Here is a 13958-nt window from a genome sequence, read left to right on the forward strand (position 1 = left end):
AGCGCCATCGAGAACCGATGCGGACGGGAACGGACAGCCTCAACATTGCGCCACCGCTTTAAGGAAAGCGGCGATCTTGTCCACATCCTTGACGCCCGGCGCGCTCTCGACACCCGAGGAGACGTCGACTAGCCGCGCGCCGGTGCGCCCGATCGCCTCGCCGACGTTGCCTACGTCGAGCCCGCCGGAGAGCGCCCAGGGCAGTGGATGCGCGAAGCCGTCGAGCAGTGTCCAATCGAAGCGCAAGCCCATGCCGCCGGGCAGCGCGGCGGTGTCGGGGGTCTTGGCGTCATAGAGGATGAGATCGGCCGCGCCGCGATAGCCGCGTGCCGCATCGAGGTCGGCACGGGCCTTGACCGGAACCGCGATCCAGGTCTCGCGGCCATGGCGGGCGCGGATTGCGGCGGCACGCTCGGGCGCGACCTTGTGGAGCTGGAGCGCATCGAGCCATGGGACGACGCTGTCGAGCAGCGCGTCGTCGGGATCGACGAACACGCCGACCCGGGTCACGCGTGCCGGTGCGCGCCCGGCCAGCGCCGCCAACCGTTCCGGTGGAACGTGGCGCGGACTCGGTGGGAACCCCACGAAGCCGACATGGCTCGCCCCTCCGTCGACGGCGGCGGCGAGCGTTTCGGGCGTCGACAGGCCGCAGATCTTGGCGCTGGCAGGCATCAGGCAAGCGGCTTTTCGAGAACCACCATGAACATCGGCGGATCGAGCGGAATGGGAAAATCGCGCCGCTCCCCGGTGAGTGCGTAGCCGCGGCGCTCATAATAGGCGATCAGCTCGGCGCGCGTGTCGATCACCGTCATCTCGATGCGATCGGCGCCGAATTCGCTGCGGGCGCAATCCTCGGCAGCGGTCAGCAGCAGCTTGCCGATGCCGCCGGCCTGGAGGCGCGGTTCGACGCAGAGCTGGCCGAGATAGGCGAGGCCGCCGCCGAGCCCCGTCACCGAGACGCAGCCGAGCAGCGTGCCGTCGCCGCGTTCGGCGACCAGCAGGCGCTGCTCCGGGCTGGCGATGATGCCCTCCAGCACGTCGAGGCTGGTGCGCGGGTCGTCGAGCAGGTCCGCCTCGTGCGTCCATCCCTCGCGCGCGCTGTCGCCGCGGTAGGCGCGCTCGATCACCGGATGCAGGCCGGGCAGGTCCCCGCGCGTCGCGAGGCGAATCATGAGGTCGGATGACATCGCGGCGGGATAGCTCGCGCGTTCGCCGCCGCAACGATGATTTTCCTGAGGCGTGGCGGATGCTAGGTTCTGGGTCATGGATATCGATCAGATCGTGCGCTTCTTCGAGCAGCGCAAGCGCCTGACGAACGCGCTGCTGGTGCTGGCGTCGGCCGTCGCCATCTTCCTCGCGGGAATGGAATTCGGCGAGTTCCTGGCGATCGTGACCGGCGCCGCCTGAACCGCGCTACAGCGTCGCCTCGATCGCCCGGGCCGCCTGGTCGGGGTCTTCGGCCTGGGTGATCGGGCGGCCGACCACCAGGATCGAGGCGCCCGAATCGAGCGCCTGACGGGGCGAGACCACGCGCTTCTGATCGGCGGCGTGGCTGTTGAGCGGACGCACCCCCGGCACCACGAAGAAACCGTCGTGCCAGAGCTTGCGTGCCGCGGCGACTTCCTCGCCCGAGCAGACGATGCCGTCGATGCCCGCCGAGCGCGCGAGCTCGGTCAGCCGCAGCACCTGTTCGTGCGGATCGGGCTTGAGGCCGATCGAGGTCAGGTCGTCGCCGTCGAGGCTGGTCAGCATCGTCACCGCGACGACCTTGGTGTCGAGCGGCGCGGCGGCCTTGGCATCCTCCATCATCGCGCGGCCGCCGGCGGCATGGACGGTGAGGATCGCCGGCTCCAGCGGGCGGAGCGCCTGGATCGCCTTGGCGACGGTGTTGGGAATGTCGTGGAGCTTGAGGTCGAGGAACACCGGCAGGCCGATGTCGGCCATCTCGCGCACCCCCGTGCGACCATTGGCCAGGAAGAACTCGAGGCCGAGCTTGATCCCGCCGACGTGGTTGCGCACCCGCATCGCCAATGCCTTGGCGCGGTCGAGGTCCGGCGTATCGAGGGCGACGAACAGCGGGCTCACAGCAGCGTCCCCGGAAGCGGCGAGGCGCTCTCCTCAGCCACGGGGGGTGGCGGTGGCGGCGTGGCGGTGGCCTGGCGCAGGTCGGCGACGGTGCGCTCGGTGGTGGCGAGGCGGTTGCGCAGCCGCCAGCGGGTGGTGAGCCAGGCGAGCCACATCGGGACCAGCCCGGCGAGGAAGCACACCAGCATCAGCAGCGGCAGGTTCACGTCGGCGACGAGGCCGCCCCACAGCGCCAGCGGCACCGTCGTCCAATTGTTGATCGCGAAGGCGACCCCGAGACCGACCATGAGGACGATCAGCAATGTCTTGAGGAATTGCATGAGCGTGGACCTTATGTGCGTCTGCGGCAAATGGCCACCCCGATCAGCCGATCTCCTGCCGCAGCTGTTCGAAAAGGCCCGGAATCGCGGTGAGGCGCGATTCCTCCGCGTCGAGGATGGCGAGGAAGGCGGCGCGCTTGATCGCGGCGATCCGGCCCGGCTTCAGGCTGACGTTGAGGGGCAGGGTGGAAACGATGATGTCGACCAGCCGGTCGGCGCCGTGGAGGCGACCCCACAGATAGTCGTTCTCGCGATAGGCACGGCTGAAGAAGGCGCCGAAATTGTTGAACTGGATGCCCTTCAGCGTCGCCGCGGCGCCGCCGGCGCGGATCGCCTTGGCATCATCCGGGGAGATGCGGTCGACCTTTACGGGATCGAACTCGTCGAGCCCCTCGCCCTGGAGCAGCGGCAAGGTGGCGATGTCGAAGAAGGGGAAGCCCAGATAGGCGAGCAGCAGCGGCCGGCGCAGCTCCTTGGGCAGCGCGGAAAAGCCCTCGGACAGGCGGCGATCGGTCTCGGCGTCGATGCCGGGGAGGTCCATCGCGGCGGCGAGCGCATCGAGCAGCGGGCCGGCGTCGTCGCCGAGATGGCGGACCTGGTCGCGCAGTGCCTTGTGCCGGTCGCTGTCCTGGAGATCGAGATAGCGGGCGAGGCTTTCGTAGAGCGCGTCGCGGAACGGCTGGAGCCGCTGGTCGTCGCCGCCCGTATCCATCTCGGTCAGCCGCCGCGCCAGCAGCCGCAGCCGACGGATGCGGAAGCCGAGGTCGTGCGCGCGCAGGAAATGGACGATCGCCGAGTTCACGGAGAGCTCGCCCGCGGTGGCCGGCGTAACGCCCCGTGCAGCGATCGCGGCGCCGACGCGATCACGTAGATGCTGCCGGCGATCCGGACTGGTTTCCCCCCCGGCGCGTTCGAGCAGGTCCGCCGTGAGTGCGGTCACATCGACCAGCTTGAGCCGGGCATAGGCCGAATAGGACAGGCCGGCATTCTTGGCCGCGGCGATCTGGGCGCGCCGTCGCCAAGTCGCGAGCCGCGACGTCGTCGGATAGTCTAGGAACAGCGTATAGCCGAAGATGCCCATTACCGCGCCCTCGACCTCGGCGCGTAGCCCCTCCAGGATCGCGTGCATCCGCTCGATCCGCTCGGTCCGCGCCGCGATCGCGTCGAGATTGTCGCGGATCGGCTGTTGGCGGGGGAGCTCGGAAAGTGCGCCGATGATGGTCTGGAAGAAACCGGGCTGCTCGGCGGCGGTCGAGCCCAGTGAGAAATGGAAGCCTGGTACCGGATCGACATAGACGAAGCGGCGGTCGATCTGGCGCTTGGCGGGACGATCGCGCAGCGCGTCGATCGCGGGGCGGAAAGGGGCATTGGCGAGCACCGATCCGTCGATCAGCACAGCGCTCTCGGCGGCGTTGGCGGCGGAATGGCGCGGCAATACGCGCTCTACGAAGGCCTGGCGCGTCGGCCATTCGAGTTTGCGCTCAGCCACCACCTCATCGATCTCGGCGAGGCGGAGCGGCGGGAAGGCTCCGGGGAAGCTCGAGGTCGCGCGTGCGGCGAAGGCGAGCTCGATCGGCTCGCCACAGCTTCCCTCGCCGTCGTCGGAGAAGGGGAAGATCAGCCGATGCTCGGTCTCGACCACCTCGGGCGGCGAGTTGAGCCGGAGCCGTTCGGGATGGCCGCGGAAATCGGTCACGGTGACGAACAGGTCGAGCGGCTGCCCCTCCGGCAACAGGCGCGGTCCCTTGGGGCCGGCGGCCATCGCGTCGAGCGCGTCGAACATCATGTGGGTGAAGCGCTTGCCGCCGAATGGCGGCTCGAACCAGCGGGCGCGGACGAAGCGCTGGAGCTTGCGGCCGACCTCCTCGCGGGTCGCCGGCTCGACCGTTTCGGCGATCGCATCGCGGCTGGCGGCCATCCAGGCGATCGGCGCCGCCCACAGCTTCGAGAAGGGATTGGGCGCGGCATCCGGATCGAGCAGCGCCTCGACGTCGGCATAGTCGAACCACATCTGGGTGAGGGGATCGAGAGACTGGCCGGCGGCGATCGCTTGCGCCAGGAAGATGCCGTTGATCCCACCGGCGCTGGCGCCGGCGATGATGTCCACCAGCACGCGCAGCCGCAGTTCGGCACTGTCGGCGATCTCCTCCAGCAGCGCATGATAGACGCCCTGGCTGCCGCCGGCGCGTTCGGATCCTTCGTGAAAGGCGTGGCTGGCGCGGATGAGGCGCCAGATCTCTCCGGTGATGCCATGCATGTAGACGGCGAGGCTGATGCCGCCATAGCAGACCAGCGCCAGCCTCAGTTCCTTCTCCCGCATGGCTTCCGGTTAGCCGTTCAAGGGCATCGAAGCCAGCATGGGATCAGGCGAGCTCGAGCTCGGCCCACACGGGCAAATGATCGGAGGCGGTCCGCGACGCGGCGCTGGAATGCACGCCGCAGCCCGTCACCGTGAGGTCATGCGACACCATGATCCGATCGAGGCGGGCGACCGGCCGCCGGGCGTGGAAGCTGGGGCCGGTCTCCGCCGCGGTGAAGTCCCGGCTGAAGTCGCGCAGGCAACCGGATTGACGGCTCCATTCGTTGAGGTCGCCCATCAGTACCGTCGGGTGCTGCGTGGCGGCCGTGGCGACATGGGTGAGGATCGCATGCGCCTGCCGCCGCCGCCACAGGCCGGAAAGATCGAGGTGCATGCCGACCACGCGGAGCATGATCCCGTTCACCCTGACGTCGGCCATCACCGCGCCGCGCGGCTCCAGCGCGGGCAGGTGGATCGCCTCACAATCGGCGACGGTCGCGTCCTTGCGCACCAGCAGCGCGTTGCCGTGCCAGCCCATGCTGTGCGCGCGCATCCCGAACGGGACCGCCTTCCAGGGGCTGTGCTCCTCCAGGAGATGGAGCGAGATGACACCCTCGCGCCGGCCGAAGCGGCGGTCGGCCTCCTGCAGAGCGATCACGTCCGCATCGATCTCGCGCAGAACCTCCAGCGTGCGCTCGGGAAGGCGGCGGCGATCGGTGCCGATCGCCTTGCGCATATTGTAGCTCGCGACCTTGATCATCGCGGGCCGATGTAACGCAATCGGATCAGCGTTGCATCTCGCGCTGGCGCCGCGCTTCCTCGGCCGCCTGTTCGAGGTTACGGGCGGTCTGCTCCGCCGCCTCGGGAGTCATGGTGATCGCGACGCCGTCCGGTCCGTCCAGCACCACTATCCCTTCCTCGGCGACGGCATGACCCGCCTGCTGTGCCAATCTGTTCCCGTCGGGCATCTGCGTCCTCCACGGATCGTCGCGCGGGAACGGTCGAACGGCGCCGGAGTTGCGTCCGCGCCGCATTCATTTGCGGCGAAGCTCGATCGTGGCGACGAGGCCGCCGCCGTCGCGATTGGCGAGCGCGATCGTGCCGCCGGCCTCCTCGACGATCGCCCGCGCGAGCGCGAGGCCGAGGCCGATGCCGCCCGTCTCCCGGTTGCGCGAGCTTTCGAGCCGGGTGAAGGGAGCGAACACTGCGGTGAGCTTGTCCGGAGGAACGCCGGGCCCGCGGTCGAGCACCTCGATCCGCGCACCTTTCGGCGTCGGGTTAAGTGTCACCTCGACGTCGGCGGCATATTTGACCGCATTTTCGATGAGGTTGCGCACCGCGCGCCGCATCAGTGCGGGCCTGAGCCGCATCGGCAGGCGCGGGAACTCCTCTGCCGTGACGTCATGACCGAGGTCGCGGAAATCCTCGACCACCGCGTCGACCAGCGCGGCGAGGTCGACCTCGACCGGCGGCTCGCTCGGACGGCCGAGCCGGGCGAGCGAGAGGATGTCGTCGAGCGTGCGGTTCATCTCGTCGATCGTGTCGGCCATCTTCGCGCGGTCGGTGTCGTCCTCGACCGATTCGATCCTGACGCGCAGCGCTGCCAGCGGCGTGCGCAGGTCGTGGCCGATCGCGCCGAGCATCCGGTCCTTCTCGTCGAGCATCGCCGTCACGCGTTTGCTGAGCGCATTATAGGCCGCGATCACGGCGCGGACGTCGCTTGGACCCTGCTCCTCGACCGGCGGCGCGTTGTCGCCGGGATGGAAATCATGCGCGGCAGCGGCAAGGGCGCGGAGCGGGCGGGCGATGCGGTGCCCGATCCACAGCACCGCAAGCAGAACGATGCCGTAGAGGATCAGCGTCTGCGCGGCGAGCTGCGCGACTAGCCCGCGCTCGGTGCGCGGCCATGGGACGGAGAGCGTCAGCCAGCCCCGCTTCGGTGCCTCGACCGCCACCACCAGCTCGGCGCCGCTGTGGAGGAATCGGCGCGCCTGGTCCGGTCGCATACGCATAATACGCGGGTCGTTGGGAGAAACCGGCCGGACGCCGGTGACGATGCGGCCCGGTGAAACGCCGGCCTCGGCGAGGCCGGAGCGAATCGCGGACTCTATATCCTCGACGCGCGGCAATTCCCGGGGGATCGGATTGCCCGGAACGAGGCGGACGCGTCCGCGCGGGCGGTCGGAGAGGGGGCGTCCGCTGCCGAGCCGCTCGAAGGCATCGATCAGGCGGGTCACGGTCGGACCGGTGGTGCCGGCCAGTCGTAACTTGCTACGCTCGCGCAGCAGCAGGCCGAAGTTGATCGCCTGCGCGAGGAACAACGCGATCGCGACGAGCAGCGCGAGCTGGCCGGGCAGGCTGCGCGGACCGAACCTCACAATTTGGTGACTTCGGCGGCGAGGGTGTAGCCGCCGCCCCACACGGTCTTGATGAGGGTCGGGGTCTTCGGATCGGTCTCGATCTTTTTCCTGAGGCGGCTGACCTGATTGTCGATCGAGCGGTCGAACGCGGCCGCCTCGCGGCCTTGCGTGAGATCGAGGAGCTGGTCACGCGTCAGCACCTGGCGCGGGCGCGTGACCAGCGCGAGCAGCAGGTTGTATTCGCCGGTCGAGAGCGGGACGGCGACGCCCTCCCGATCGATCAGCGTGCGCTCCGCGGTCTTCAGCACCCAGCCGGAGAAGGCGTAGGCACCCGCCTCCGGTCCATGCTGACGCACTCCACCGGCCGCCACGCGCCGCAGCACCACGCGGATGCGCGCGGCAAGCTCGCGGGGGGAGAAGGGTTTCACCACATAGTCGTCGGCGCCCATCTCGAGCCCGATGATCCGGTCGGTCTCCTCACTGCGGGCGGTGAGCAGGATCACCGGCGTGTCGCTGGTCGCGCGGATGTGGCGGCACAGCGACAGGCCATCCTCACCCGGCATCATGATGTCGAGCACGATCAGGTCGATCGCATAGGCGTTGAGCCGCGCGCGGGCGCTCTCGGCGTCGCCCGACTGGGTCACGCGGAAGCCCTGTTTGGTCAGATATTGCGCGAGCGGCTCGCGAATCGAGCGCTCGTCGTCGACGAGCAGCAGATGGGGAAGTTCGGCGGACATCTCCATGGCAGTTACCATATCATCGCGTCATGGCCAGCGCCGGGCCGGACGAGGAGGGTGACCGGCCCGACGCTGGCGTCCGCGCTCAATTGCCCTCGGGGGCCGGCGGCGGAGGGGGAGGCGTGTCACCGCCGGGGCGGCCGCGACCCATGCGCGACATCATCGCCTGACGCTCGGCCGCATCGATGAAGCCGTCGCCGTTGGTGTCGAGCCGGGCGAAGCGCTGGTCGCTCTGGGCGTCATACTCGGCGCGGGTGATCACGCCGTCGCCGTCGGGATCCATCCGGCTCATGCCGCGCCCGCCGCGCCGGCCGCCTTCGGCGGCTGCGGAACGCTCCGCGGCATCGATCTTGCCGTCGCCGTTGGTGTCCATGCGCGCGAAGCGCTCGCCGGACTGGGCGGCGAACTCGGCCTTGCTGATCTTGCCATCCTTGTCGGTGTCGAGGCGGTCCAGCATCCGTCCGCCCATCCCGCGGCCCATCGGCGGGGGCGAATCCTGCGGCATCAGCCCAGGTGCCCCGCCGAAACGATGGCCGAACTTGCCGTGGCCGGCGTGCATCTCGTCGGGCGTGAGCACGCCATCCTTGTTGGTGTCGAGCTTGGCGAAGCGCGCCTCGGCACCGGCGAGGAACTCGGCACGGGTCAGCTTGCCGTCCTTGTCGGTATCGCCCTTGAGCGGCTTGACGATGGTAGCGGCGGGTGCGGTCTGGGTGGCGAAGGCGGCGACGCCGGTCAGCATCGTGACGCCGAGCGCGGCCAGAAGCGGGAAGGGTTTCATTGCGGGCAATCCTTTCGCTGACGGGCCGGATCGGTCCCGCTGTCGGCGATATGGAAGGCCGGTGTCGCTGGCGTGTGTCACTGGCCGGCGAGATTGTCGCAACATGTCGCAGCTTCGCTAGCCGAACACCGCGACGCCCTGCATCGCCTCGACTACGGGCACGCCGTCAGCGTTCCACATCGTCATGCGCTGGCTCGAATAGCCGCCGACCGCGCGATCGCTGCGGGTGTGGAGCAGCCACCAGCCGTCAATGGTGACAGGGCGGGGCTGGAGCAGGTTCACGATCCAGGTCATCGAGCTCATCGTCACCTGGTTGTCGCGGATCAGCGCGAAGGCGGCGGGCGGCAGCGCGTCGGCGACGGCGATCAGGTGCGTCTCGGGATCGAGCCCCTCGCGCTCGCGCAGCCGGCCCCAGCGCAGCCATTCGGGGCCCGAGACATGCGCCTTCATGTCGTAGAAGTTGAAGTTGCCGGTGAAGAACCCGGGCGGCCCGGTGTAGAGCTCGGCGTCGGCTGGAGGCGGGGCGTGCGGCGTCCGGGCCGCCTCGTCATGGGCGATGCTGGAGGGCAGGTCGGCCATGAACACGAAGGTGGCGCGATAGCCCAGTCCGGCCTCGGAGCGGATCGTCGCCTCGACGAAGGCGGCGTTGCGGCCGCGGCGGAGGCGCTCGGCGGTGACGGTCACCGTGCCGGACAGCGGCCCGACGAAGGCGATCAGCGCCGAACGCAGCGGCGGCAGATCGGTGTCGCTGAGCTTCGCCGCGTGCAGCGCCAGCGCGGAGGAGAGGCCGCCATAGGCGGTGCGGCCCTGGAGCCAGCTCGGCGGGACTTCGACGCGGAATCCGCCTTGAACCGGTTCTGCACCGGCCAGCAGCTCGGCGAGGGCGGTCATGCCGCTTCCCTGGCCGCCTGATAGCGATCGCGCAGCTCGCGCTTCAGCACCTTGCCGATCGCGCTGCGCGGCAGCTCGTCGAGCACCTCGATGCCGCGCAGCCGTTGCGTCCTGCCGACGCGGGCGTTGACCCAGTCCATCACCGCCTGGCGGTCGGGGCGCGTGTCGGGCTTGGGCACGAAGAAGGCGACCGGTGTCTCGCCCCATTCCTCCGACGGCACGCCGACGACGGTGCAGTCGGCGACGTCGGGATGCTCCGCCATCACCGCCTCGATGTCCGAGGGGTAGATGTTGAAGCCGCCGGAGATGATCACGTCCTTCTTGCGGTCGAGCAGCGTCAGGAAACCGTCCTCGTCGAACCGACCGACGTCGCCGTGGCGGATGAAGCGGTTGCCCTCCGCGTCGAACCATTCGGCGGCGCTGGTCGCCTCGCTGCGTCCGTGATAGCCGGTCATCATTGCCGGCGAGCGGCCGACCACCTCGCCCATCTCCCCGACCGGCACCTCGCGGCCGTCGTCGTCGATCAGACGGATATCGTGGCCCTCGATCGGGCGGCCGACGGTGTGGAGCTTGTCCGGGAACATGTTGGCGATCAGCACGCAGGTGCCGCCGCCCTCGGTCATGCCGTAATATTCGACGAGCAGCCCTGGCCAGCGGGCGAGGATGTCGGCCTTGAGTGCGGCGGAGAAGGGAGCGGAGGTGCAGGTCTTGAGCCGGAAGCTGGAAAGGTCGAAGCGGTCGAACTCCGGCAGCGCCATGATCCGGGCGTACTGGACCGGCACCAGCATGGCGTGGGTGGCACGGTGCCTTTCCGCCGCCTGGACGAACTTCAGCGCATCGAACTTGCCGAGCAGCACGCAGGTGCCGCCCCAGCCGAGCGTCGGCAGGAAACTGACCAGCGTGGTGTTGGAATAGAGCGGCGTCGCGATCATCGTCACCGCCTCGCCGAACCCCGCCGCCGCATTGTGGGCGATGTGCGCCCAGCGCATGCGGTGCGGCTGGACGATGCCCTTGGGCGTGCCGGTGGTGCCGGAGGAATAGATGATGTTGAACGGATCGTCGGGCAGGGTTACGACCGCCTGCGGCTTGCTGCCCTTCGGCGCGATGAAATCCTCGTGCGCCACGCCGGCATCGCTGTCGTCGAGCGCGACGCGCTTGGCGGCTGTCGGCCTGTCGCCAAGCGTTCTGACGGCATCGGCGTCGAGGTAGAGGATCGAGGCGCCGCTGTCGGCGATCATCGCTGCCATCTGTTCGCCGGTCGAGGACGGAGCGATCGGCGCCGGCACCGCTCCGGCCCGCACGGCACCGAGGAACGCGCAGGCATATTCGATCGACATCGCCGCCACGATCGCGACCGCCTGACGCCGCCGGACGCCCTCCCGCTGAAGCGCCGCGGCGACCCGATCCATTACCTCGTCGAGCTCGGCGTAGCTCAGGCTGCGGTCGCCCTGGATCAGCGCCGGCTTGTCGCCATGCTCGCGGGCATGGGCGGCGATCAGATCGGGCAGGGTGGCGAAATTGCTCCCTAGAATGTCCACGGCGGTCGGCATGGGCTCTCCATGGTCTTTTCGGTCGACAGCTAGGCGGAAGTGGCGGGGAATGCCATACGCGATCTTCGAAAAATGGAGGATGGCATGACGGGAGAGGTTGCGGTGGTTACCGGTGGGGGCACCGGGATCGGGGCGGCGGTGGTGCGGGTGCTGGCGGCGCGAGGTGTTCGCTGTGTCGTCAATTATGCTTCGAGTCGTGAGGCGGCCGAGGCTTTGGCGGCAGAGGTGGGCAATGGGGCGATCGCGGTGCGGGCCGATGTCGTCGATGACGGCCAGTGCCGGGCGCTGGCGCAGGCGGCGGTCGAGGCGTTCGGGCGGATCGACTATCTCGTCAACAACGCCGGCAAGACCAAGTTCGCCGCGCACGAGGACCTGGAGGCGCTCGACGCCGAGGATTTCATCGACATCTACCGGCTCAACCTGATCGGCGCCTTCCAGATGATCCGCGCCTGCGCGCCCGCGATGCGCGAGGGGCCGCACAGCGCGGTGGTCAACGTCGCCTCGGTCGCGGGTGTGCACGGGATCGGGTCGTCGGTCGCCTATGCTGCGTCGAAGGGTGCGCTGATTACCATGACCAAAAGCCTCGCGCGCGTGCTGGCGCCGAGGATTCGCATGAATGCGGTGGCGCCGAGCTACGTCGGCACCGGCTGGTTCGCCAACCGGCTGGGCGAGGAGGGGCTCAAGGCGCTCAATGAGCGGATCGCGGCGAGCGTGCCCATGGCGATGGCCGCGACGGCGGAGGATATCGCCGGCCCGATCGCGATGCTGCTCGATCCGGCGAGCCGCGTGATCACCGGCGAGGTGGTCGAGCTCGACGCCGGCGCGCACCTTGATGTCGGGCTATCGCGGCGGCCGGGGAAGGAAATCTAGCCCGTGAATTGATAAGGCAAGTGCGTTTACAATAGTCGAGGGCGGGCGCGAGCCGAGGCCGAAGCTGCGCGGGATGCTCAGTTCACGGCTTTAAGAGGCGTAACCGCACCGATCCCATAACCACTTTCCATGACGGTGCGACCATATTTATCCACATAGCTAGGCGCCGCCATTCCCGGCTCATTGCCCGAAGCACCACTGAGCCGCTTCCGGATAATGTCGATGTCGGCGGTGTAGCAGCGATTGGGCTTGCCGGACCTGCAGACGCTTGGGTGCACACCAGCCGCCGCCGGACGTGCAAATAAGGTGGCCCGCTCATCGCCGATTCTGTTCCCGCCAGAGTACGCATCATGAATTTCCACGAATTTGCTGCCAGCGGCTCGGGCCATTTCAGCGGCACGATAGATTGCAACATCGATCGCGAGCATCTTCCGGCCTTTCGTTGCCGCTTCAATCTTCCAAAACCCGTCCTTCGTCAGTTGATCCTTGTAGCCTTGGCCGCCCTTCATTGGACCGTAGTAAGCTGCTGTCGTGGCGGCGCTCACGGCAGCAGCTTGGACAGCGAGGAGAGCGGCAAGGCATAAATTGGCGCGCATAGGGTCGGTCCCGCGATATCGAGCTTCGTTGCCTCTATCTCTGAAGGGTGAACGACCGGTTTCGAACTCGCGAGGGGGCATCGACCATCGACGGGTCGAAACCAGTCGTCCCGTTCAAGTCCACGACCCGGCGGGCGGCTATGCAGCCGCGGCCGATGCCTCCTTCGGCGGCACGTGCCCCAGCACCTTCCATATGACGAGTGCGGTCGCAGTGAGGGTCAGCACCGCCGCCAGCGCGAAGGCCGCGCCGGGGAAGCTGTGGTCGATTCCGAACGCGAGCGCCTGCGTCAGCATCAGCGGGCCGAGGATCAGCGAGACGCTGCCCATGCTGCCCATGCCGCCCTGGAGCTGGCCCTGCCGGGTCGCGTCGACCAGGCGCGAGAGCAGGCCCTGGACCGACGGCATGACGAAGCCCTGGAGCGAGCTCACCACGAACAGCGCATAGGCCTGCCAGCCGGCGGTGATGAGGGTGTAGCCGATGAACGCGATCGCCGAGCTCGCCATGCCGATCAGCAAGGTGCGCCGCTCGCCGAGCGCCTTGACCGCGCGGCCGGTGAGCCCGGCCTGGACGATCACGCTCATGAAGCCGACGAAGGCGAGGCTCCAGCCGATCTCGCGCGGGCTCCAGCCGAAGCGCGCCGTCGCCCAGAAGCTCCAGGTCGAGGGATAGACCATGTGCGCGAGCTGGAAGATGAAGGTCGCCAGCAGCAGCGGCCCGGCGACGCCGGCATGGAACAGCGGGCGGAAGGCGCCGACGATATGCGCGTCGGCCAGGCTGAACGGGCGGCGGTTCTCCGGCTTCAGCGTCTCGGGCATCGCGACCGCCATCACCAGCGCGTTCAACAGCGCGAGCAGCCCCGCGACGATGAACGGCGCGCGCACGCCCCAGCCCGACACCAGCCCGCCGAGCGCCGGGCCGAGGATGAAGCCGAGCCCGAAGGCGGCGCCGATCAGCGCGAAGGTGCCGGCGCGCTTCTCCGGCGGAGTCACGTCGGCGATCACCGACCCGGCCGGGCCGTAGACCGCGCCCGCCGCGCCCGCGATCGCGCGGCCGAGGAACAGCCAGCCGATCGTCGGCGCCCAGGCCATCAGTGCATAGTCGACGCCGAACGACAGCATCGAATAGATCAGCACCGGCCGCCGCCCGAACCGGTCGGAGAGGTTGCCGAGCACCGGCCCGGCGAAGAACTGCACGCCCGCGAAGGCGACGAGCATGTAGCCGGCGACGCGGGTTGCGTGCTCGATGTCGGTATGGCCGAGCTGCATCAGCAGCGTCGGCAGCACCGGCATGACGATGCCGAAGCCGATCGTGTCGATCAGCACCGCCGCCAATGCGATCGGTACCGCGCGATGTTCGAAGCGCATGTGAAGTCTCTCCCTGGGGCGCGCTGTTTAGAGCGGGTTTCGATCGGATTGAAGCCGTCACCGTGCTCTTGAGATGCTTCCGTGCTCCTGCGGAGCGGCGAGGGACA

Annotated in this window: 16 protein-coding genes; 2 read left to right on the forward strand and 14 right to left on the reverse strand. The window is 68.7% G+C overall.

All coding sequences use genetic code 11. The features are described from left to right. Nucleotides 1-39: 39 nt before the first annotated feature. Complete coding sequence (locus tag AC2YHA_RS03950; protein ID WP_487400451.1) at nucleotides 40-672, reverse strand: phosphoribosylanthranilate isomerase; 633 nt, start codon at nucleotides 670-672, stop codon at nucleotides 40-42. Continuing rightward, nucleotides 672-1172, reverse strand: coding sequence for a GNAT family N-acetyltransferase (locus AC2YHA_RS03955; RefSeq protein ID WP_487400452.1), 501 nt, complete (start codon nucleotides 1170-1172; stop codon nucleotides 672-674). The genes AC2YHA_RS03950 and AC2YHA_RS03955 overlap by 1 nt, the downstream gene beginning before the upstream one ends. Before the next feature lie 91 nt (nucleotides 1173-1263). On the opposite strand from AC2YHA_RS03955, the gene AC2YHA_RS03960 reads away from it, so the two are divergent. Further along, nucleotides 1264-1407 (forward strand): hypothetical protein, encoded by a 144-nt coding sequence (locus AC2YHA_RS03960; RefSeq protein ID WP_233782766.1) that lies wholly within the window; start codon nucleotides 1264-1266, stop codon nucleotides 1405-1407. Between the two features lie 6 nt (nucleotides 1408-1413). Here the strand turns inward: AC2YHA_RS03960 and pyrF are convergent, their stop codons facing one another. The 10 genes from pyrF to AC2YHA_RS04010 all read right to left on the reverse strand — a co-directional run bounded on the left by pyrF (nucleotide 1414) and on the right by AC2YHA_RS04010 (nucleotide 11020). Next, the gene (gene pyrF, locus AC2YHA_RS03965) at nucleotides 1414-2085 is read right to left on the reverse strand and encodes an orotidine-5'-phosphate decarboxylase (protein ID WP_487400453.1); all 672 of its coding nucleotides are present in this window, start codon (nucleotides 2083-2085) and stop codon (nucleotides 1414-1416) included. After that, the gene (locus AC2YHA_RS03970) at nucleotides 2082-2405 is read right to left on the reverse strand and encodes a LapA family protein (protein ID WP_233782765.1); all 324 of its coding nucleotides are present in this window, start codon (nucleotides 2403-2405) and stop codon (nucleotides 2082-2084) included. Before AC2YHA_RS03970 ends, pyrF begins: the two co-directional genes overlap by 4 nt. A 43-nt stretch (nucleotides 2406-2448) precedes the next feature. Continuing rightward, a complete protein-coding gene (locus tag AC2YHA_RS03975; RefSeq protein ID WP_487400454.1) occupies nucleotides 2449-4725 on the reverse strand; it encodes a patatin-like protein in 2277 nt (758 codons plus the stop codon). Between the two features lie 43 nt (nucleotides 4726-4768). Continuing rightward, entirely contained in the window at nucleotides 4769-5464 is a 696-nt protein-coding gene (locus AC2YHA_RS03980; protein ID WP_233782763.1) for an endonuclease/exonuclease/phosphatase family protein, read from the reverse strand. Nucleotides 5465-5489: 25 nt separating this feature from the next. Then, nucleotides 5490-5672: a hypothetical protein gene (locus tag AC2YHA_RS03985; RefSeq protein ID WP_233782762.1), complete on the reverse strand. Its 183-nt coding sequence runs from the start codon at nucleotides 5670-5672 to the stop codon at nucleotides 5490-5492. Nucleotides 5673-5738: 66 nt separating this feature from the next. After that, nucleotides 5739-7085, reverse strand: a complete 1347-nt coding sequence (locus AC2YHA_RS03990; RefSeq protein WP_487401694.1) for a sensor histidine kinase — start codon at nucleotides 7083-7085, stop codon at nucleotides 5739-5741. After that, nucleotides 7079-7807 carry a response regulator gene (locus AC2YHA_RS03995; RefSeq protein WP_487400455.1) on the reverse strand — a complete coding sequence of 243 codons (729 nt, stop codon included), beginning with the start codon at nucleotides 7805-7807 and terminating at the stop codon, nucleotides 7079-7081. The genes AC2YHA_RS03990 and AC2YHA_RS03995 overlap by 7 nt, the downstream gene beginning before the upstream one ends. Before the next feature lie 79 nt (nucleotides 7808-7886). After that, nucleotides 7887-8579, reverse strand: a complete 693-nt coding sequence (locus AC2YHA_RS04000) for an EF-hand domain-containing protein (RefSeq protein ID WP_487400456.1) — start codon at nucleotides 8577-8579, stop codon at nucleotides 7887-7889. Nucleotides 8580-8696: 117 nt separating this feature from the next. After that, nucleotides 8697-9470, reverse strand: coding sequence for a thioesterase family protein (locus tag AC2YHA_RS04005; protein WP_487400457.1), 774 nt, complete (start codon nucleotides 9468-9470; stop codon nucleotides 8697-8699). After that, nucleotides 9467-11020 (reverse strand): class I adenylate-forming enzyme family protein, encoded by a 1554-nt coding sequence (locus AC2YHA_RS04010; protein WP_487400458.1) that lies wholly within the window; start codon nucleotides 11018-11020, stop codon nucleotides 9467-9469. Before AC2YHA_RS04010 ends, AC2YHA_RS04005 begins: the two co-directional genes overlap by 4 nt. 84 nt (nucleotides 11021-11104) lie before the next feature. Between AC2YHA_RS04010 and AC2YHA_RS04015 the strand changes: the two genes are divergently transcribed. Beyond that, nucleotides 11105-11890, forward strand: a complete 786-nt coding sequence (locus AC2YHA_RS04015) for an SDR family NAD(P)-dependent oxidoreductase (RefSeq protein WP_487400459.1) — start codon at nucleotides 11105-11107, stop codon at nucleotides 11888-11890. Between the two features lie 77 nt (nucleotides 11891-11967). Here the strand turns inward: AC2YHA_RS04015 and AC2YHA_RS04020 are convergent, their stop codons facing one another. Then, the gene (locus AC2YHA_RS04020; protein WP_487400460.1) at nucleotides 11968-12435 is read right to left on the reverse strand and encodes a hypothetical protein; all 468 of its coding nucleotides are present in this window, start codon (nucleotides 12433-12435) and stop codon (nucleotides 11968-11970) included. Nucleotides 12436-12624: 189 nt separating this feature from the next. Then, a complete protein-coding gene (locus AC2YHA_RS04025; RefSeq protein WP_487400461.1) occupies nucleotides 12625-13851 on the reverse strand; it encodes an MFS transporter in 1227 nt (408 codons plus the stop codon). Nucleotides 13852-13958: the final 107 nt, after the last annotated feature.

It is taken from the genome of Sphingomonas sp. SRI_018 (genome assembly GCF_057586275.1).